At 51.8% G+C, this 18,951-nt stretch carries 17 protein-coding genes and 2 tRNA genes; 5 read left to right on the forward strand and 14 right to left on the reverse strand.

What is annotated here, in order from left to right:
• Window positions 1-201: 201 nt before the first annotated feature.
• From rpsO to ACT9TW_RS02255, 7 genes are all read right to left on the reverse strand, one after another.
• The gene (gene rpsO, locus ACT9TW_RS02225) at window positions 202-471 is read right to left on the reverse strand and encodes a 30S ribosomal protein S15 (protein WP_003861789.1); all 270 of its coding nucleotides are present in this window, start codon (window positions 469-471) and stop codon (window positions 202-204) included.
• Between the two features lie 155 nt (window positions 472-626).
• Window positions 627-1,577 carry a tRNA pseudouridine(55) synthase TruB gene (gene truB, locus ACT9TW_RS02230; protein ID WP_315686931.1) on the reverse strand — a complete coding sequence of 317 codons (951 nt, stop codon included), beginning with the start codon at window positions 1,575-1,577 and terminating at the stop codon, window positions 627-629.
• Window positions 1,577-1,981, reverse strand: a complete 405-nt coding sequence (rbfA, locus tag ACT9TW_RS02235) for a 30S ribosome-binding factor RbfA (protein WP_003024988.1) — start codon at window positions 1,979-1,981, stop codon at window positions 1,577-1,579. The genes truB and rbfA overlap by 1 nt, the downstream gene beginning before the upstream one ends.
• 89 nt (window positions 1,982-2,070) lie before the next feature.
• On the reverse strand, window positions 2,071-4,761 hold the full coding sequence (gene infB / locus ACT9TW_RS02240; RefSeq protein ID WP_446491580.1) for a translation initiation factor IF-2: 2,691 nt from the start codon (window positions 4,759-4,761) through the stop codon (window positions 2,071-2,073).
• Window positions 4,762-4,785: 24 nt separating this feature from the next.
• Complete coding sequence (gene nusA, locus ACT9TW_RS02245) at window positions 4,786-6,288, reverse strand: transcription termination factor NusA (RefSeq protein WP_182062631.1); 1,503 nt, start codon at window positions 6,286-6,288, stop codon at window positions 4,786-4,788.
• Window positions 6,289-6,316: 28 nt separating this feature from the next.
• Window positions 6,317-6,769 (reverse strand): ribosome maturation factor RimP, encoded by a 453-nt coding sequence (gene rimP, locus ACT9TW_RS02250; RefSeq protein WP_014071903.1) that lies wholly within the window; start codon window positions 6,767-6,769, stop codon window positions 6,317-6,319.
• A gap of 207 nt (window positions 6,770-6,976) precedes the next feature.
• Window positions 6,977-7,053 (reverse strand) — tRNA-Met (locus ACT9TW_RS02255).
• A 343-nt stretch (window positions 7,054-7,396) separates the two neighbouring features.
• On the opposite strand from ACT9TW_RS02255, the gene argG reads away from it, so the two are divergent.
• Window positions 7,397-8,743 (forward strand): argininosuccinate synthase, encoded by a 1,347-nt coding sequence (gene argG / locus ACT9TW_RS02260; RefSeq protein WP_014071904.1) that lies wholly within the window; start codon window positions 7,397-7,399, stop codon window positions 8,741-8,743.
• Window positions 8,744-8,915: 172 nt separating this feature from the next.
• Here argG and ACT9TW_RS02265 read toward each other — a convergent pair.
• From ACT9TW_RS02265 to rlmE, 6 genes are all read right to left on the reverse strand, one after another.
• Window positions 8,916-9,002 (reverse strand) — tRNA-Leu (locus ACT9TW_RS02265).
• 13 nt (window positions 9,003-9,015) lie between these two features.
• Window positions 9,016-9,351 carry a preprotein translocase subunit SecG gene (gene secG / locus ACT9TW_RS02270; RefSeq protein WP_014071905.1) on the reverse strand — a complete coding sequence of 112 codons (336 nt, stop codon included), beginning with the start codon at window positions 9,349-9,351 and terminating at the stop codon, window positions 9,016-9,018.
• Between the two features lie 223 nt (window positions 9,352-9,574).
• Entirely contained in the window at window positions 9,575-10,912 is a 1,338-nt protein-coding gene (glmM, locus tag ACT9TW_RS02275; RefSeq protein WP_315686937.1) for a phosphoglucosamine mutase, read from the reverse strand.
• Window positions 10,905-11,753 carry a dihydropteroate synthase gene (folP, locus tag ACT9TW_RS02280; RefSeq protein ID WP_446491581.1) on the reverse strand — a complete coding sequence of 283 codons (849 nt, stop codon included), beginning with the start codon at window positions 11,751-11,753 and terminating at the stop codon, window positions 10,905-10,907. Before folP ends, glmM begins: the two co-directional genes overlap by 8 nt.
• Window positions 11,754-11,851: 98 nt before the next feature.
• Entirely contained in the window at window positions 11,852-13,786 is a 1,935-nt protein-coding gene (gene ftsH / locus ACT9TW_RS02285; RefSeq protein ID WP_182062637.1) for an ATP-dependent zinc metalloprotease FtsH, read from the reverse strand.
• Window positions 13,787-13,888: 102 nt separating this feature from the next.
• A complete protein-coding gene (gene rlmE / locus ACT9TW_RS02290; RefSeq protein WP_182062639.1) occupies window positions 13,889-14,515 on the reverse strand; it encodes a 23S rRNA (uridine(2552)-2'-O)-methyltransferase RlmE in 627 nt (208 codons plus the stop codon).
• A gap of 127 nt (window positions 14,516-14,642) precedes the next feature.
• On the opposite strand from rlmE, the gene yhbY reads away from it, so the two are divergent.
• Window positions 14,643-14,936, forward strand: a complete 294-nt coding sequence (yhbY, locus tag ACT9TW_RS02295) for a ribosome assembly RNA-binding protein YhbY (RefSeq protein ID WP_003861814.1) — start codon at window positions 14,643-14,645, stop codon at window positions 14,934-14,936.
• A gap of 151 nt (window positions 14,937-15,087) precedes the next feature.
• On the opposite strand, the gene greA is transcribed toward yhbY, so the two are convergent.
• Window positions 15,088-15,564, reverse strand: coding sequence for a transcription elongation factor GreA (greA, locus tag ACT9TW_RS02300; RefSeq protein WP_014071932.1), 477 nt, complete (start codon window positions 15,562-15,564; stop codon window positions 15,088-15,090).
• 247 nt (window positions 15,565-15,811) lie between these two features.
• Here greA and dacB point away from each other — a divergent pair, with 247 nt between their 5' ends.
• The 3 genes from dacB to pmrB are packed head-to-tail and all read left to right on the forward strand — an operon-like array spanning window position 15,812 to window position 18,950.
• The gene (gene dacB, locus ACT9TW_RS02305) at window positions 15,812-17,245 is read left to right on the forward strand and encodes a serine-type D-Ala-D-Ala carboxypeptidase (protein WP_182062641.1); all 1,434 of its coding nucleotides are present in this window, start codon (window positions 15,812-15,814) and stop codon (window positions 17,243-17,245) included.
• Window positions 17,246-17,247: 2 nt separating this feature from the next.
• Complete coding sequence (gene pmrA / locus ACT9TW_RS02310) at window positions 17,248-17,910, forward strand: two-component system response regulator PmrA (RefSeq protein WP_014071934.1); 663 nt, start codon at window positions 17,248-17,250, stop codon at window positions 17,908-17,910.
• On the forward strand, window positions 17,907-18,950 hold the full coding sequence (gene pmrB, locus ACT9TW_RS02315; protein ID WP_446491582.1) for a two-component system sensor histidine kinase PmrB: 1,044 nt from the start codon (window positions 17,907-17,909) through the stop codon (window positions 18,948-18,950). The genes pmrA and pmrB overlap by 4 nt, the downstream gene beginning before the upstream one ends.
• Window position 18,951: the final 1 nt, after the last annotated feature.

An 18,951-nucleotide genomic window follows, 5' to 3' on the forward strand; every position in this document is an offset into this window, starting at 1 on the left:
GTGCTGACGATTTAACCCGATCTTCTTCGCATCCTCGCGACTAATGACAACCGACACCCCCATGGGTGAAGCCTCTCATTAGCCGCGCGAACCTCTGCAATGAAGATCATTTATAGCAACAATACAATAGTTTCCAGTGAATTGCTGCCGTCTGGTTGAAAAAAGGGGCCATCAGGCCCCCTTTTCTGAAACTCGCAAGACTTAGCGACGCAGACCCAGACGCTCGATCAGCGCGGTGTAGCGTGCAACATCTTTACGTTTCAGGTAGTCGAGCAGTTTACGACGCTGAGAAACCATGCGCAGCAGACCACGACGGCTGTGGTGATCTTTTTTGTGCTCTGCAAAGTGACCCTGCAGGTGGTTAATCTGTGCAGTCAGCAGTGCAACCTGAACTTCGGTAGAACCGCTGTCGTTAGTACCACGACCAAACTCAGAAACGATTTTAGCTTTAGCTTCAACGCTTAGAGACATTTTCAAACTCCGAAATATAAAGAATGTAAGGATGCCGATCTCTAATTCAGCAATCCCAGTGTACGACCAGCAGATTGTTAAACAATTTGCAGATCGTTAAGCGGCGATATTCTACTCGTCTCCCCTGTTTATCGCAAGGTGAGACGTTATCACCGTTAGCCTTCAACCGGGTATTCAACCACCAGACGGCGCGGCGCGACACGCCCTTCGCCATCCATTTCACCCATGCCGATAAACTTACCGTCATCGCCTTCAGTTACACGTACCAGGCCTTCCAGTGGTGCCTCGGTGGTGCGAACAGGGTTACCATTCTTAAAATAAACGGAAGAGGTTAACGGCAGATTTACAACCGGGAAATCTGCAGCCGGGCTGTCCATCGGCATTAACAGTGGATCAAGCAAATCAGCAGGAGAAACTCCCTGCGCTTCCGCCTGCTCAACCAATGCGCGAAGATGCTCAAGGGTCACCATACGTTCAACAGGGTATTTGCTGACAGCAAGGCGACGCAGGTAAATCACATGCGCACCACAGCCCAGCTTTTCGCCCAGATCGTCGATGATGGTACGAATATAAGTGCCTTTCGAGCAGTGAACTTCCAGCTCCAGTTCGTCGCCTTCGTGACGAATGAAAAGCAGTTCATACACGGTAATCGGACGAGCTTCACGCGGGACATCAATGCCCTGGCGTGCATATTCGTAGAGCTTCTTGCCCTGATACTTCAGCGCCGAATACATCGACGGCACCTGCATCGTGTCGCCACGGAAACTCTCAAGCGCGGCATCGAGTTGCTCTGCGCTGAAAGTTACAGGGCGCTCTTCAACAACCTGACCATCCGCATCGGATGTGTCCGTACGCTGGCCAAGCTTTGCGATCACGCGATAGCGCTTATCGGAATCAAGCAGATACTGGGAAAACTTGGTTGCTTCCCCCAGGCAAACCGGCAACATTCCGGTCGCCAGAGGATCCAATGCACCAGTGTGCCCCGCGCGGTTAGCGTTAAAAATACGCTTAACCTTTTGCAATACGTCGTTGCTGGAGGCGCCTTGCGGTTTATCCAGCAGTAACACACCATGCACATCGCGACCGCGACGACGAGGACGACTCATCAGTCCTCCTTGCTGTCGTCCGCAGGGTTCACACGACGTTCATCGTCATGCTTCACCACGCTGGTCACCAGGTTGGACATACGCATACCTTCGACCAGTGAGTTGTCGTAGAAGAAGGTCAGTTCTGGCACGATGCGCAGGCGCATTGCCTTACCCAGCAGAGAGCGGATGAAGCCAGAGGCTTCCTGCAATGCTTTGATGCCGTTTTTAACTGCGGCTTCGTCCTGATCGTTCAGGAAAGTCACGAATACCTTGGCGTAGGCCAGGTCGCGGGACATTTCCACACCAGACACGGTGGTCATCATACCCACGCGTGGGTCTTTAATTTCACGTTGCAGAATGAGTGCGATCTCTTTCTGCATTTCCTGCGCGACGCGCTGTGGGCGACCAAATTCTTTCGCCATAATAAATTCTCCAGACAAAAAAGGGGCTAAAGCCCCTTTTTAAAATTATTGCCGGGTGGCGCGAGGCGATCCCGGCTTACTCTCGATCGTTACGCAATGGTACGCTGAATTTCGATGATCTCGAACACTTCGATCATATCGCCAACGCGAACGTCGTTGTAGTTCTTCACGCCGATACCACATTCCATGCCGTTACGGACTTCGTTAACGTCATCTTTGAAGCGGCGCAGGGATTCCAGCTCGCCTTCGTAGATAACCACGTTGTCACGCAGAACGCGGATTGGGTTGTGACGCTTGATGTTACCTTCGGTAACCATACAGCCCGCGATCGCACCGAATTTCGGCGATTTGAACACGTCACGAACTTCAGCCAGACCGATGATCTGCTGTTTCAGCTCAGGAGACAGCATCCCGCTCATTGCGGCTTTCACTTCGTCGATCAGGTTATAGATGACGGAGTAGTAGCGCAGATCCAGGCTTTCGGATTCAATAACTTTACGCGCAGACGCGTCAGCACGAACGTTGAAACCAACCAGAATTGCGTTAGATGCAGCAGCCAAGGTTGCGTCAGTTTCGGTGATACCACCTACGCCAGAACCGATGATCTTCACTTTCACTTCGTCGGTAGACAGTTTCAGCAAGGAGTCGGAGATCGCTTCCACAGAACCCTGAACGTCTGCTTTCAGAACGATGTTCACTTCGTGAACTTCGCCTTCGGTCATGTTGGCAAACATGTTCTCGAGTTTAGATTTCTGCTGACGAGCCAGTTTAACTTCACGGAATTTGCCCTGACGATACAGTGCAACTTCACGCGCTTTCTTCTCGTCACGAACTACGGTGACTTCATCACCCGCAGCCGGCACACCGGACAGACCCAGGATTTCCACTGGAATGGATGGACCCGCTTCCAGCACTTCCTGACCCAGTTCGTTACGCATCGCACGCACGCGGCCGTATTCGAAACCACACAGAACGATGTCGCCTTTGTTCAGCGTACCTTCGCGAACCAGAACCGTTGCAACCGGACCACGACCTTTATCCAGGAAGGATTCGATTACCGCGCCGCTCGCCATACCATTACGGATCGCTTTCAGTTCCAGAACTTCAGCCTGGAGCAGGATAGCGTTCAGCAGGTCGTCGATACCGGTACCCGCTTTTGCCGATACAGGAATGAACTGCGCTTCGCCGCCCCACTCTTCCGGCATAACGCCGTACTGAGACAGTTCGTTCTTAACGCGATCCAGGTCAGCTTCTGGCTTATCAATTTTGTTCACTGCAACAACCAGAGGCACCTGCGCCGCTTTCGCGTGCTGGATAGCTTCAATAGTCTGTGGCATCACGCCATCGTCTGCTGCAACAACCAGAACAACGATATCCGTTGCCTGAGCACCACGAGCACGCATTGAGGTAAACGCGGCGTGGCCTGGGGTATCCAGGAAGGTGATCATGCCGTTATCGGTTTCTACGTGGTATGCACCGATGTGCTGGGTAATACCACCCGCTTCACCGGATGCCACTTTCGTCGAACGAATGTAGTCAAGCAGAGAGGTTTTACCGTGGTCAACGTGACCCATGATGGTCACTACTGGTGCACGCGGTTCTGCCGCAGCGCCAGTGTCACGGTCGCTCATTACTGCTTCTTCCAGCTCGTTTTCACGACGCAGGATAACTTTATGGCCCATCTCTTCTGCAACCAGCTGTGCAGTTTCCTGGTCGATAACCTGGTTGATGGTAGCCATTGCGCCCAGTTTCATCATCGCTTTGATGACCTGAGAGCCTTTAACCGCCATTTTGTTAGCCAGATCGCCAACAGTGATGGTTTCGCCAATCACAACGTCACGGTTAACAGCCTGAGCTGGCTTCTGGAAGCCCTGTTGCAGTGAAGAACCTTTACGTTGTTTGCCGCCTTTACCACCGCGAATGGCCGCACGGGCTTCTTCACGGTCAGCTTTAGACTCGGCGTGTTTGTTGCCTTTTTTCGCTGGACGCGCAGCTTTAGTATTACGGCCACGGCCACGACCGCCTTCAACTTCACGGTCGTTGTCGTCTTCAGCCTGACGCGCGTGCTGAGAAGTGGTCACGTGATAATCGCTGGTGTCTTCAGTCGGCTCAGCGGTATTCACACCATTCTTCTCATTTTCTTCTGCCATGCGGCGCGCTTCTTCAGCCACGCGGCGAGCTTCTTCTTCCAGCTTACGGCGTGCTTCTTCTTCCGCTTTACGCTTCAGATCGGCTGCTTCATTTTCACGGCGGGCTTTTTCAGCCTGGGCAGTTTTGGTCATTTCGTCGGTCTGTTGATTGCTCACTTTGTCTTTTTCCGCAGCGTCACGCTTCACTTTATCACTTGCGTCGCGTTTCGCTTTTTCTGCGGCCTCACGTTCAGCTTTTAATTCTGCCTCGCGTTTGGCAGTTGCTTCTGCCTCACGCTGAGCTTGTTCTTCCGCTTCACGCTGTGCCTGCTCTTCCGCGGCAAGGCGTTCTGCCTCTTGCGGATCACGTTTTACAAAGGTGCGCGTCTTGCGGACTTCAATTTGTACCGATTTGCTTTTACCACCGGTACCTGGGATATTCAACGTGCTGCGCGTTTTGCGCTGCAACGTCAGCTTGTCAGGCGTAGAACCGTGTTCACGGTTCAAATGCGCTAACAAGGTTTGTTTTTCAGTCGCAGTCACCGAGTCATCAGCGGACTTTGGGATCCCTGCATCAGCAAATTGCTGTACCAGGCGGTCCACAGAGGTCTGAATCTCGGCAGCCAGCGATTTTACAGTTACATCAGTCATGCTGTTCCTTCCTGCTACAGTTTATTACGCTTCGTCGCCGAACCAGCAAATATTACGTGCGGCCATGATGAGTTCGCCGGCTTTCTCGTCGGTTAAACCTTCGATATCAGCCAGGTCATCAACGCCTTGCTCAGCGAGATCTTCCAGCGTACAAACACCACGGGCAGCCAGCTTGAACGCAATCGCACGATCAAGACCTTCCAGATTCAGCAGGTCATCAGCCGGCTTATTATCACCAAGGCTTTCTTCCTGAGCCAGTGCCAGGGTGGTCAGTGCGTTTTTAGCGCGTTCACGCAGGGCTTCAACGGTTGGCTCATCCAGACCGTCAATTTCCAGCAGCTCTTTCATTGGCACATAGGCCAGTTCTTCCAGCGAGGAGAAGCCTTCTTCAACCAGGACGGTGGCGAAATCTTCGTCAATATCCAGGTATTTAGTGAAGGTATCAATCGCTGCATGGGCTTCAGCCTGATGCTTAGCCTGCAGGTCATCAACGGTCATCACGTTGAGTTCCCAACCGCTCAGCTGTGAAGCCAGACGAACGTTCTGGCCATTACGGCCGATAGCCTGCGCCAGGTTACCCGCTTCAACGGCGATATCCATGGTGTGCTTGTCTTCGTCAACCACAATAGATGCGACATCAGCCGGCGCCATTGCGTTGATAACGAACTGTGCTGGGTTGTCGTCCCACAGGACGATATCGATACGCTCGCCGCCCAGTTCAGTAGAAACAGCCTGAACACGCGCACCGCGCATACCTACACATGCACCCACTGGATCGATACGCTTGTCGTTGGTTTTCACAGCGATTTTCGCGCGAGAACCAGGATCACGGGCAGCGGCTTTAATTTCGATAACTTCTTCGCCGATTTCCGGCACTTCGATACGGAACAGTTCAACCAGCATTTCTGGTTTAGAACGGGTCACGAACAGCTGCGCACCACGTGCTTCAGGGCGAACGGCATACAGAACACCACGGATACGGTCGCCAGGACGGAAGTTTTCACGCGGCAGCATGTCTTCACGCAGGATAACGGCTTCAGCGTTACCCGCCAGCCCTTCGGATTTGACTTCCAGAGAGATGTTGTCGCGGTTAACTTTCTTCACCACGCCAGTAACGATTTCGCCTTCCTGGTCGCGGAACTGATCGACAACCATTGCGCGCTCAGCTTCACGTACTTTCTGTACGATAACCTGTTTCGCCGTCTGAGTGGTGATACGGTCAAAGGTCACAGATTCGATCTGATCTTCAACGTACTCGCCAACGTTCAGACTTTCGTCTTCGAAACGCGCTGCTTCCAGCGTGATCTCTTTGGTTGGCTGAGTCACTTCTTCAACAATCACCCAACGACGGAATGTATCGAAGTCACCGCTTTTACGATCGATTTCTACGCGAACATCGATCTCTTGTTCGTATTTTTTCTTGGTTGCTGTAGCCAGTGCACTTTCCAGCGCTTCGAAAATTTTCTCACGCGGCAGTGATTTCTCGTTGGAAACGGCTTCAACAACAGCCAAAATTTCTTTGTTCATCGCGGGCTTTTCACCTCAATCCAGACTGTTAAAAGTGGGGAACCAGGTTCGCCTTCTGGATATTACTCAGCGCGAACACTTCATCTTTGCCTTCGACTGTCACCGTGATCATTTCACCATCAACGGCTTTGATAATACCCTGCCATTTGCGGCGGTTCTGTACGGCCATACGCAGAACGAGAGCCACTTCTTCACCGGTAAAGCGCACATAGTGCTCGGCCGTGAACATCGGGCGATCGAGGCCAGGTGAGGAAACTTCCAGGTTATAGGCAACGGTGATCGGATCTTCAACATCCATTACCGCGCTCACCTGGTGGCTAACATCAGCACAATCATCAACATTGATGCCATCTTCACTATCAATATAGATGCGCAGCGTCGATGTACGGCCGCGAACGAATTCGATGCCGACCAGTTCGTAGCCCAGTGCTTCGACCGGTGCAGTAATCATCTCTGTTAATTTTTGCTCTAATGTGGACAAGCCCACCCCCAAGACATAAAAAAAGGGCATAAAGCCCAGTTATTCTGTAGTCAGATAACAAAAAACCCCGATAAATCGGGGCTTTAGATAACTGAACCCTATAGCCGCAACTGCGGCCTGGAGCACTTTCTGAAAGAATTTTTTCAAATCCAGCTACGAAGGCTCTAAGTCTTCACAGTATATTTGAAAAAGAACTTTATGGGAAAGTGGTTGCGGGGGCCGGATTTGAACCGACGACCTTCGGGTTATGAGCCCGACGAGCTACCAGGCTGCTCCACCCCGCGCCTGAAACGTGGCAAATTCTACGCCTTTTGGGTAGAAAATGCAAATAATGCTGGGATTTGGTACCGAAGACGGGACGTAAAATCGGCGTTCAGTATATTGATAGTTAACCCTGCCTGTCAACCCTGCAGCCTATGCGTTTTGCTGAATACGCCATTGCGCACTATTCTGTTCTGGCATCCTTGCAACAACTGGCTTGCAGCGAGGGAAATTTTTACAAAAAGCACATGAATCTCTTCCGGTCACCGGCAAAAGATGATTAAATGAAAACTCACTTATTTTGCATAATCATGCAGTGAGAGCGAAAGCGGTCTCTAATCAGTCAATCAAGCAGGGTTTTATTTTATGACGACGATTCTCAAGCATCTTCCGGTAGGACAACGTATAGGCATCGCCTTCTCCGGCGGTCTGGATACCAGCGCTGCACTGCTGTGGATGCGCCAAAAGGGAGCGGTTCCTTATGCATATACTGCGAACCTCGGTCAGCCAGATGAGGAAGATTATGATGCGATCCCTCGTCGTGCCATGGAGTATGGCGCAGAGAACGCACGTCTGATTGACTGCCGCAAGCAGCTGGTAGCTGAAGGTATTGCAGCTATTCAGTGCGGTGCATTCCATAACACCACTGGCGGCCTGACCTATTTCAACACCACCCCACTGGGTCGTGCTGTTACCGGCACCATGCTGGTTGCTGCGATGAAAGAAGATGGTGTGAATATCTGGGGCGATGGCAGCACCTATAAAGGTAACGATATTGAACGTTTCTATCGTTATGGCCTGCTGACGAACGCCGAACTGCAAATTTATAAGCCGTGGCTGGATACTGACTTTATCGATGAACTGGGCGGTCGTCATGAAATGTCCGAGTTTATGATCGCCTGCGGTTTTGACTACAAAATGTCTGTCGAGAAAGCCTACTCCACCGACTCCAACATGCTGGGCGCAACACACGAAGCAAAAGACCTGGAATTCCTGAACTCCAGCGTAAAAATTGTTAACCCAATCATGGGCGTGAAGTTCTGGGATGAGAATGTAAAAATCCAGGCTGAAGAAGTGACCGTTCGCTTTGAGCGCGGCCACCCGGTAGCCCTGAACGGCCAGACTTTTGCTGATGATGTGGAACTGATGCTGGAAGCTAACCGCATTGGCGGCCGTCATGGTCTGGGTATGAGCGATCAGATTGAAAACCGTATCATTGAAGCGAAAAGCCGTGGCATCTACGAAGCCCCGGGGATGGCGCTGCTGCATATCGCTTACGAACGTCTGCTGACCGGCATTCACAATGAAGACACCATCGAGCAGTATCACTCTCATGGCCGTCAGTTGGGTAAACTGCTGTATCAGGGTCGCTGGTTCGATCCACAGGCACTGATGCTGCGTGATTCTCTGCAACGTTGGGTGGCGAGCGCAATCACTGGTGAAGTTACGCTGGAACTGCGTCGCGGTAACGACTACTCAATTTTGAACACCGTGTCTGACAACCTGACTTACAAAGCTGAACGTCTGACCATGGAAAAAGGCGAGTCTGTGTTCTCTCCTGATGACCGTATTGGCCAGTTGACCATGCGTAATCTGGACATTACAGATACCCGCGAGAAGCTGTTCAATTACATTGAAAATGGCCTGCTTTCCGCAAACTCCGGTAATGGCCTGCCGCAGGTTGAGAATCTGGAACATAGCGATAAGAAGTAATCGCTAATCAGAATGGAAAAAGGCGCCTGATGGGCGCCTTTTTTATTTGGGTTTTCGTAGGCCCGGTAAGCGCAGGGCAACATGGCGGGTGGTGCTGCGCTTACCCGCCCTACAAAAGACAAAACTACAGACGAAAAAAAAGACGTCTTTCGACGTCTTTTTTCTGGAATATTGGTACCGAGGATGGGACTCGAACCCACAAGCCCGTTAGGGCACTACCACCTCAAGGTAGCGTGTCTACCAATTCCACCACCTCGGTACAGATACTGCTTTTAGTGCGGGATATCGCTGGTCGGCTTAGCCGGTTCAGCTGGCTGAGTAGTCTGCTCAGTTTTTGCTGGCGCACTCAGGTTTTCCCACTCGCTTCCTTTACTGGTCTTGTTGCTGTTGATATTGCCCAGCGCCAGACTGATGATGAAGAACAGCGTGGCCAGAATCGCAGTTGTACGGGTCATGAAGTTCGCAGAACCACTTGAACCAAACAGCGTACCGGAAGCGCCTGCTCCGAAGGAGGCTCCCATATCAGCGCCTTTACCTTGTTGCAGCATGATCAGCGCTACGAGAGCGATGGCTACAATAAGGAAAATAACTAAAAGAGCTTCGTACATAATCAACCTGTTCCTTGCGGATTTGCCGCATACCAATGCTTCGACCAATTAGCAGGATTTTTGTTTCCCACTGAAGCGGGTGTGAATACTAACCAATGCGGATGACCTTCGCAAGGGCATTTTCAGTGCATTGTATCAACTGCGGAAAAAAACAGCAAAACGCCATTAATTGCACAAAACAAAGGCGGCAAGCGCCGCCTTTTTAAACACTTAACATGAAAAATTATGCAGCTTTCACGGCATCAGCAATACGGTGAGCAAACTCCGTTACCTGCGCTTCATCTTCACCTTCCACCATGACGCGGATTAAAGGTTCAGTACCTGATTTGCGAAGTAATACGCGACCACGGTTACCCAGTGCCGCTTCAACATCCGCCATCACCGCTTTCACATTTGCATTTTCCAGCGGATCGCCATGTCCGTCAGTGAAACGAACGTTAACCAGCAGTTGCGGGAACATTTTCATACCGCTGCACAAGTCATGCAGGCTCATATGGTTGCGCACCATTGCCGCAACGACCTGGAGCCCCGCGACAATACCGTCACCGGTGGTAGTTTTGTCGAGCAGGATAACGTGACCTGAATTTTCAGCGCCAATACGCCAGCCTTTCTCCTGGAGTTTTTCCAGTACATAGCGGTCGCCAACTTTGGCGCGGACAAACGGAATACCCAGCTGTTTCAGTGCCAGTTCAAGACCCATATTGCTCATCAGCGTGCCCACTGCGCCACCGCGCAGCTGGCCCTGACGCAGTGCTTCACGCGCAATGATATAAAGGATCTGATCGCCATCGACCTTATTCCCTTCGTGGTCGACCATAATGACACGGTCGCCATCGCCGTCCAGTGCGATACCAAGATCCGCTTTTTCTGCCAGAACACGGGCCTGTAGGGCGCGAACATCCGTTGCCCCGACTTCTTCGTTGATATTCAGACCATCGGGTTCACAACCAATGGTGATCACTTTCGCACCCAGCTCGCGGAAAACATTCGGAGCAATGTGGTAAGTCGCGCCGTTTGCACAATCCACCACAATCTTAAGGTGCCCCAGGCTCAGTTCATTCGGGAATGTGCCTTTGCAGAACTCAATATAACGACCGGCAGCATCGACGATGCGGCTGGCTTTACCCAACTCAGCAGAATCGACACAGGTGATCTCTTTTTCCATTTCAGCTTCGATGGCTTCTTCGACTTCGTCCGGGAGCTTAGTGCCGTCGATCGAGAAGAATTTGATACCGTTGTCATAAAATGGATTGTGGGACGCAGAAATAACAATTCCGGCTTCAGCACGGAAGGCGCGCGTCAGGTATGCAACCGCAGGCGTTGGCATCGGGCCCGTGAAAGAAGCGGACAACCCCGCAGCAGCCAGGCCGGCTTCCAGGGCAGATTCCAGCATGTAGCCTGAAATACGGGTATCTTTACCGATAATGATTTTACGAGAACCATGACGTGCCAGCACTTTACCTGCCGCCCAGCCCAGCTTCAGGACAAAGTCAGGGGTGATTGGTGCATCGCCTACGCGCCCACGGATACCATCGGTACCAAAATATTTACGATTACTCATAGCGTTTATTTCCCTTCGCCGCCAGTGTGGCTTCAACCACACGCATGGCTTCTACTGTCTCTTTGACGTCATGGACACGAATAATGTGCGCGCCTTGCATCGCCGCAATGACCGCGCAAGCCAGGCTGCCGCTTAGACGCTCGCTCGGCCCCACATTCAGTAACTGCCCAATCATCGACTTTCTCGACATTCCAACCAGCAGCGGCAGGCCGTACTGATGAAATGCTGATAAGCGCGAGAGCAGCTCATAATTATGGGAGAGATTTTTACCGAAACCGAAGCCCGGGTCGAGTATCAATTTCTCTTTTGCGATACCCGCACGTTCGCACCGTTCGATATGTTCAATAAAAAAGCGATTCACATCAGCAAATACATCGTCGTACTTAGGTGCTTCCTGCATCGTTTTCGGTTGCCCTTGCATATGCATCAGGCAAACCGGTAAGCCGGTTTCCGCGGCTGCGTCCAGAGCACCCGGTTCAGTGAGCGAACGAATGTCATTAATAATGTGAGCACCCACTCTCGCCACTTCGCGGATAACTTCCGGTTTGGAGGTATCGACAGAGATCCAAACCTCAAAACGCTGCGCAATGGCTTCGACCACAGGGACTACGCGCGCCAGTTCTTCCTCCACTGAAACATCCGCCGCACCAGGACGTGTTGATTCCCCACCGACATCAATGATGGTAGCACCTGCATTAATCATCAAATTTGCGTGCTTAACAGCCTCTATAAGCGTGTTATGCGTGCCACCGTCAGAGAAGGAGTCAGGGGTGACATTCAGGATCCCCATCACATGCGGATGTGAAAGATCGAGATGCGAGTCCTGGGCAAAAAGTTTCATGGCGAAATCCCTGGTATTAAAGTGGGTTAACAAAAAAGAAAAACCCCGGAGCAAGCTCCAGGGTTTCAGGTACAGACAATATCATCAACAGCAGAGGCTTACTTGTCGCCCAACTGTTCTGACATGGTGTTGCCCGGGTTCTGCGTATGCGGTTCATCAACCGGACGCGGAGCACGTGGGGTGCCATTATTGTCAGAATTGTTGGAAGCGCCTGGATCTTCCCAGCCTGCTGGAGGACGCACTTCGCGGCGTGCCATCAGGTCGTCAATCTGTGGAGCATCGATAGTCTCATATTTCATGAGCGCATCTTTCATCGAATGCAGAATATCCAGATTGTCGTTCAGGATTTCACGAGCGCGACCGTAGTTACGTTCAATCAGTGCTTTCACTTCCTGATCGATGATACGTGCAGTCTCATCGGACATATGTTTCGCTTTCGCAACAGAACGGCCCAGGAACACTTCACCCTCTTCCTCTGCATACAGCAGTGGACCGAGTTTGTCGGAGAAGCCCCACTGAGTCACCATGTTACGCGCCAGGTTAGTCGCGACTTTAATGTCGTTGGACGCACCGGTAGAAACATGCTCCACACCGTAGATAATCTCTTCTGCCAGACGACCGCCGTACAGGGTAGAAATCTGACTTTCCAGTTTCCGACGGCTGGCGCTGATTGCATCACCTTCCGGCAGGAAGAATGTTACCCCCAGAGCACGACCACGAGGAATAATCGTCACTTTATGTACCGGGTCGTGTTCCGGCACCAGGCGACCGATAATCGCGTGACCTGCTTCGTGGTAAGCCGTGGACTCTTTCTGCGCTTCCGTCATCACCATGGAGCGGCGTTCCGCACCCATCATGATTTTGTCCTTCGCTTTTTCGAATTCCACCATGGACACCACGCGCTTGTTACCACGAGCAGCAAACAGTGCAGCTTCGTTGACCAGGTTCGCCAGATCCGCACCGGAGAAGCCAGGAGTACCACGCGCAATGATTGCCGCATCGATATCTGGCGCCAACGGTACGCGACGCATGTGAACTTTCAGAATCTGTTCACGGCCACGAACATCCGGCAGACCAACCACAACCTGACGGTCGAAACGGCCTGGACGCAGCAGCGCTGGGTCAAGTACGTCTGGACGGTTAGTTGCCGCGATAACGATGATACCTTCGTTACCTTCAAAGCCGTCCATCTCAACCAGCATCTGGTTCAGCGTCTGTTCACGTTCATCGTGACCGCCACCCAGACCCGCGCCACGCTGGCGGCCTACGGCGTCGATTTCATCGATGAAGATAATGCACGGTGCTGCCTTCTTGGCCTGCTCGAACATGTCACGCACACGAGATGCACCAACACCCACGAACATTTCAACGAAGTCAGAACCTGAAATAGTAAAGAACGGCACCTTTGCTTCACCCGCAATGGCTTTTGCCAGCAGGGTTTTACCGGTACCCGGAGGCCCCACCATCAGAACGCCTTTCGGGATCTTACCGCCCAGTTTCTGGAAACGGCTCGGCTCACGCAGGTATTCTACCAGTTCACCCACCTCTTCTTTCGCTTCGTCACAACCTGCGACATCAGCAAAAGTGGTTTTGATCTGGTCTTCCGTCAGCATACGCGCCTTACTCTTACCGAACGACATGGCACCTTTGCCACCGCCGCCCTGCATCTGGCGCATAAAGAAGATCCAGACGCCAATAAGAAGCAGCATCGGGAACCAGGAGATGAAGATAGAAGCCAGCAGGCTTGGTTCTTCTGGCGGCTCGCCTACCACCTTGACGTTTTTGGTCAGAAGGTTATCAAGCAGCTTAGGATCGTTCACCGGGATGTAGGTCGTGTAACGGTTACTATCTTTCTTGGTAACGTTGATCTCACGTCCGTTGATACGCGCTTCGCGAACCTGGTCCTGATTGACCTCTTGCAGGAAGGTAGAATAATCCACCTTGCGGCCATTCGACTCGCTGGGCCCAAAGCTCTGGAATACTGACATCAGCACAACGGCAATGACCAGCCAGAGTATTAGGTTTTTCGCCATGTCACTCAAGGGATTAACCTCACATTACAACTGTGTTAAAAACAGCGTCAGGATACTCAATATTCAGTTTCATTCAAACTTTCGTTTGAAATCCACCGGTTATCATTTTCGCCCGGTCGCTACAATATACACTTCTCGGGAACGAGCCCGGGAAGAGTCCGGCTTACGAACTTTGACCTTCGCAAACAGGGAGCGAATTTCCTTAAGGTACTCCTCGAAACCTTCGCCCTGAAACACCTTCACAACAAAACTACCACCAGGCGCTAGAACATCACGACACATTTCTAACGCTAGCTCCACCAGATACATGGCACGGGGGATATCCACCGCCGGTGTTCCGCACATATTTGGCGCCATATCAGACATGACAACCTGGACCTTACTATCACCTACACGATCAAGTAACGCTTTCAGCACTAATTCATCACGAAAATCGCCCTGAAGGAAGTCCACACCGACGATGGGATCCATTGGTAAAAGATCACATGCGATGATTCGGCCCGCGCCGCCAATCTGCGTTACCGCATACTGCGACCATCCGCCAGGTGCCGCACCGAGGTCGACAACAGTCATTCCCGGCTTAAAAAGTTTGTCACTTTGCTGTATTTCATCAAGTTTAAACCAGGCGCGGGAACGCAACCCTTTTTTCTGCGCCTGAAGAACATATTTATCGCTAAAGTGTTCCTGAAGCCAGCGGCTGGAACTGGCAGAACGCTTTTTACCTGTCATTTAACATTTCCGTCCTGGTTCATCGTTGCTTGCCTGCGACGTAAATTTCTACGCAGCTATTTGGCGATATTAGGGAGATGGCGGTAGAATGAACCGTTTTCAATCCCAACGTAAGCAAAAATATACGATGAATCTGAGTACTAAACAAAAACAGCACCTTAAAGGTCTGGCACATCCGCTCAAGCCTGTAGTCATGCTTGGCAACAATGGTTTGACCGAAGGGGTGCTTGCCGAGATTGAACAAGCGCTGGAACACCACGAGCTGATCAAGGTGAAAATCGCCTCTGAAGACCGAGACACTAAAAACCTGATCGTGGAAGCCATCGTGCGCGAAACCGGCGCCTGTAATGTACAGGTCATCGGTAAAACGCTGGTGCTCTATCGCCCATCTAAAGAGCGTAAAATCTCGCTGCCACGCTAAGAATATCCTGAATCAAACACATTTTCTGTGTAAAACGAGGGATTTCTTTCAGCAGGTGAGCAAAATGCCACGCTCCTTGAGTTGATAAAAGGCCGCTATGCGGCCTTTTTCCTTTCTTTACAATGTATCAACATCTTAGCGGAGATGCGAATTACAGGTACTCGACCTTGATAATTTCGTATTCCACTTCGCCACCTGGCGTACGGATGTTAACAACATCATCCTGCTCTTTACCGATCAGGCCACGCGCAATCGGTGAATTCACAGAGATCAGGTTCTGTTTAAAATCAGCCTCATCGTCACCCACGATGCGATAAGTCTGTTCTTCTTCGGTGTCCAGGTTCAGTACATTGACGGTGGCACCAAAGATAACGCGGCCATTGTTCGGCATTTTAGTGATATCGATAACCTGCGCATTAGACAGCTTCGCTTCGATATCTTTAATACGTCCTTCACAGAAGCCCTGCTGCTCACGCGCGGCGTGGTATTCGGCATTCTCTTTCAGGTCGCCATGCTCACGCGCATCCGCAATAGCGGCGATGATTTCAGGACGACGGACGGATTTCAGGAAATCCAGTTCTTCGCGCAGTTTTTCGGCACCACGTAAGGTCATCGGAATAGCTTGCATTTGTTATACCTCTTAAACATTCCTGTTGGGAGCGACATGACCCGCCCCACCCCTGTGCCCACGTAAGTCATAACCATGTGCGGGCCAGAAGCAAAAAGAAAACCGACCCGGAAGCAAAGCCCAGGTCAGCAGCAATTTTTCAATTTGATACGCATTTTACCGCGAAGTTCACTATGGGTCATCGTTTACTTTGCAGGGGGTTGCGCCGTAGTATGGCGGTTTGTTTCCGGGTTGTTAGCGCGAGATTATGCGATTTTCCAGATTTATCATCGGATTGACTACCAGTTTAACGTTCACCGTCCAGGCCGCGAATGTTGATGAGTACATTAATCAGCTGCCCGCAGGTGCCAACCTTGCACTGATCGTGCAAAAGGTCGGGGCTCAGACGCCTGATATTGACTATCACAGTCAGCAAATGGCACTGCCAGCCAGTACCCAGAAGGTTATCACTGGACTTGCCGCCCTGCTTCAGCTTGGCCCAGACTTCCGCTTTACCACTACGCTTGAAAGCAAAGGTAATGTCGATAGCGGCGTGCTGAAAGGTGACTTGATCGCCCGATTTGGCGGCGATCCGACGTTAAAACGCCAGGATATTCGCAACATGGTTGCGGTACTGAAAAAATCTGGTGTCCAGAAGATTGAAGGCAATGTCCTCATAGACACCTCCATTTTTGCCAGCCATGATAAAGCACCTGGCTGGCCCTGGAACGACATGACGCAGTGTTTTAGCGCCCCGCCAGCTGCGGCCATTGTTGATCGTAACTGCTTCTCAGTGTCGCTCTATAGCGCCCCAAAACCAGATGATTTAGCGTTTATCCGTGTGGCGTCATATTACCCGGTGACAATGTTTAGCCAGGTTCGCACACTGGCAAAAGGCTCGCCAGATGCACAGTATTGCGAGCTCGACGTTGTACCAGGCGATCTTAACCGCTTCACGCTTACCGGCTGCCTGACGCAACGCGCAGACCCTCTTCCGCTGGCTTTCGCTATTCAGGATGGCGCAAGTTATGCCGGAGCCATTATTAAAGACGAGCTTAAGCAGGCCGGAATTACCTACACCGGAACGCTGCTGCGCCAGACACAAGTCAATCAACCCGGCACGGTGATCGCCAGCAAGCAGTCTGCACCGCTTCACGACCTGCTGAAAATCATGCTGAAAAAATCAGACAACATGATTGCCGATACCGTCTTCAGAATGATTGGTCATGCTCGTTTCGGCGTTCCCGGCACCTGGCGCGCGGGTTCCGATGCGGTTCGTCAGATTTTACGTCAGCAGGCCGGAGTTGATCTTGGTAATACCATCGCCGTTGATGGTTCCGGGTTATCACGTCATAACTTGATCTCCCCGGCAACCATGATGCAAGTACTTCAGTACATTGCACAACATGACTCTGAGCTAAACTTTATTTCGATGCTGCCCCTCGCCGGGCATGATGGTTCACTTCAGTACCGCGCCGGGCTTCACGCTGCTGGCGTAGACGGCAAAGTCTCAGCCAAAACAGGTTCATTGCAAGGGGTATACAACCTTGCCGGTTTTATCACCACCGCCAGCGGGCAACGCATGGCATTCGTGCAGTACCTCTCAGGCTATGCTGTTGAACCGACCGATCAGCGCAATCGTCGTATTCCGCTGGTTCGGTTTGAGAGCCGGCTTTACAAAGACATCTACCAGAATAATTAGTGATGAAATTACTTATTGTTGAAGACGATCTGTTATTGCAGGAAGGACTGTCACTGGCGCTGGCTAACGAAGGCTATGCGCTGGACTGTGCAGCGACCGCTGCTGAAGCAGATTCCTTGATCCAAAGCGGTGAATATAGCCTGGTGATCCTCGATTTAGGTTTACCCGATAAAGACGGCGCAACGCTGCTGAGTCAGTGGCGCCGTCGCGGTATTTCAAACCCGGTTCTGATCCTCACCGCCCGTGATTCCCTGGAAGACCGGATCAACGGTCTCGACTCTGGCGCAGATGATTATCTGGTTAAACCTTTTGCCCTCGCCGAGCTTCAGGCGCGAGCGCGGGCGCTTATCCGCCGCTATCAGGGTCACAGCGATAACCTGCTGACGGATGGCGACATAACGCTGAACCTGCAAACACAGCAGGTACTGCGTAGTTCACAGCCCGTTGAAGTCACCCCTAAAGAGTTTGCGCTGCTGACGCGCCTTATTATGCGAAGCGGCCAGACAGTACACCGGGAAACACTCCAGCAAGACATCTACTCCTGGCAGGATGATCCTGGTTCAAACACGCTTGAAGTGCATATCCATAATTTGCGCCGTAAGCTTGGCAAAGACAGGATTAAAACCGTACGCGGCGTAGGTTATCGCCTGGAGAGCCAGAAATGAACAGTATGCGTCGGCGACTGATGGTTCTGCTGGCGGTTATTCTGTTATTTTTCCAGCTGATAAGCGTTGTCTGGCTGTGGCATGAGAGCCGTGAACAGATTAGCTTTCTGGTCAGTGAGACGTTGTCTGCGAAAGCGCGAAACAACCATGTTGAAAAAGAGATCCGTGAAGCCATTGCCTCGCTGCTGGTGCCGTCTCTGGTCATGGTCAGCTTTACCCTGCTTTTCTCTTTCTGGGCAGTGACCTGGATAACACGGCCGCTTAATCAACTGCGCGATAGCCTTGCCAATCGCTCGGCGGATAATCTCACACCCCTGCCGATGTATTCCGATATGGAAGAGATTGGCGCGGTCACCACATCACTCAATCAACTGCTCGCCCGTCTGGATCATACCATCCAGCAGGAGCGGCTGTTCACCGCAGACGCGGCCCATGAGTTGCGTACACCGCTTGCAGGGATAAGGCTGCACCTGGAGCTGATGGCACAGACGGGCTCTGCGCAGGCGAAGACTTTAATTAGCCGAATCGATCAGCTGATGCACACGGTAGAGCAATTGCTGATGCTGGCCCGAGCCGGGCAGGCGATGGCCAGTGGCCACTACGATACTCTGGTCTGGACGGAGAATATTATCGCGCCGCTCGGGCTTGAGCATGAAACCAAAGAACATCAGGTGATTTGGCCGGAGAAAAGTCCCCTGACCGTGCAGGGCGATGCCGTTCTGTTGCGTCTGATGCTCAGGAACCTGCTGGAGAATGCTGCACGCTATAGCCCAACAGGAACAACGATTACTGTCAGAGTCACACAGCAAGACGATGGTACTCAGGTAAGCGTTATCGATCAGGGGCCTGGTATTGATGAGGCACACCGGCAATCGATTACCGAACCTTTCCGGCGTCTTGATCAGCGTTACGGAGGAAGCGGTCTGGGGCTGAGCATCGTCCAGCGTATTGTCCAGCTCCACCACGGCAGGCTGACGCTTGAGAACGGCCCGGAAGGTGGTTTAATCGCCAGCTGCTGGTTACCTTCAATGCTGAGCTAAA

Source organism: Enterobacter sp. C4G1 (assembly GCF_052886895.1).

Excerpts from the sequence above, each read along its gene's own strand:
- nusA (WP_182062631.1), bottom strand. The coding sequence starts at position 6,288 with ATGAACAAAGAAATTTTGGCTGTTGTTGAAGCCGTTTCCAACGAGAAA.
- glmM (WP_315686937.1), bottom strand. The coding sequence starts at position 10,912 with ATGAGTAATCGTAAATATTTTGGTACCGATGGTATCCGTGGGCGCGTA.
- yhbY (WP_003861814.1), top strand. The coding sequence starts at position 14,643 with ATGAATCTGAGTACTAAACAAAAACAGCACCTTAAAGGTCTGGCACAT.
- pmrA (WP_014071934.1), top strand. The coding sequence starts at position 17,248 with ATGAAATTACTTATTGTTGAAGACGATCTGTTATTGCAGGAAGGACTG.
- pmrB (WP_446491582.1), top strand. The coding sequence starts at position 17,907 with ATGAACAGTATGCGTCGGCGACTGATGGTTCTGCTGGCGGTTATTCTG.
- rpsO (WP_003861789.1), bottom strand. The coding sequence starts at position 471 with ATGTCTCTAAGCGTTGAAGCTAAAGCTAAAATCGTTTCTGAGTTTGGT.
- argG (WP_014071904.1), top strand. The coding sequence starts at position 7,397 with ATGACGACGATTCTCAAGCATCTTCCGGTAGGACAACGTATAGGCATC.
- secG (WP_014071905.1), bottom strand. The coding sequence starts at position 9,351 with ATGTACGAAGCTCTTTTAGTTATTTTCCTTATTGTAGCCATCGCTCTC.
- folP (WP_446491581.1), bottom strand. The coding sequence starts at position 11,753 with ATGAAACTTTTTGCCCAGGACTCGCATCTCGATCTTTCACATCCGCAT.
- dacB (WP_182062641.1), top strand. The coding sequence starts at position 15,812 with ATGCGATTTTCCAGATTTATCATCGGATTGACTACCAGTTTAACGTTC.
- greA (WP_014071932.1), bottom strand. The coding sequence starts at position 15,564 with ATGCAAGCTATTCCGATGACCTTACGTGGTGCCGAAAAACTGCGCGAA.
- truB (WP_315686931.1), bottom strand. The coding sequence starts at position 1,577 with ATGAGTCGTCCTCGTCGTCGCGGTCGCGATGTGCATGGTGTGTTACTG.
- rlmE (WP_182062639.1), bottom strand. The coding sequence starts at position 14,515 with ATGACAGGTAAAAAGCGTTCTGCCAGTTCCAGCCGCTGGCTTCAGGAA.
- infB (WP_446491580.1), bottom strand. The coding sequence starts at position 4,761 with ATGACTGATGTAACTGTAAAATCGCTGGCTGCCGAGATTCAGACCTCT.
- ftsH (WP_182062637.1), bottom strand. The coding sequence starts at position 13,786 with ATGGCGAAAAACCTAATACTCTGGCTGGTCATTGCCGTTGTGCTGATG.
- rbfA (WP_003024988.1), bottom strand. The coding sequence starts at position 1,981 with ATGGCGAAAGAATTTGGTCGCCCACAGCGCGTCGCGCAGGAAATGCAG.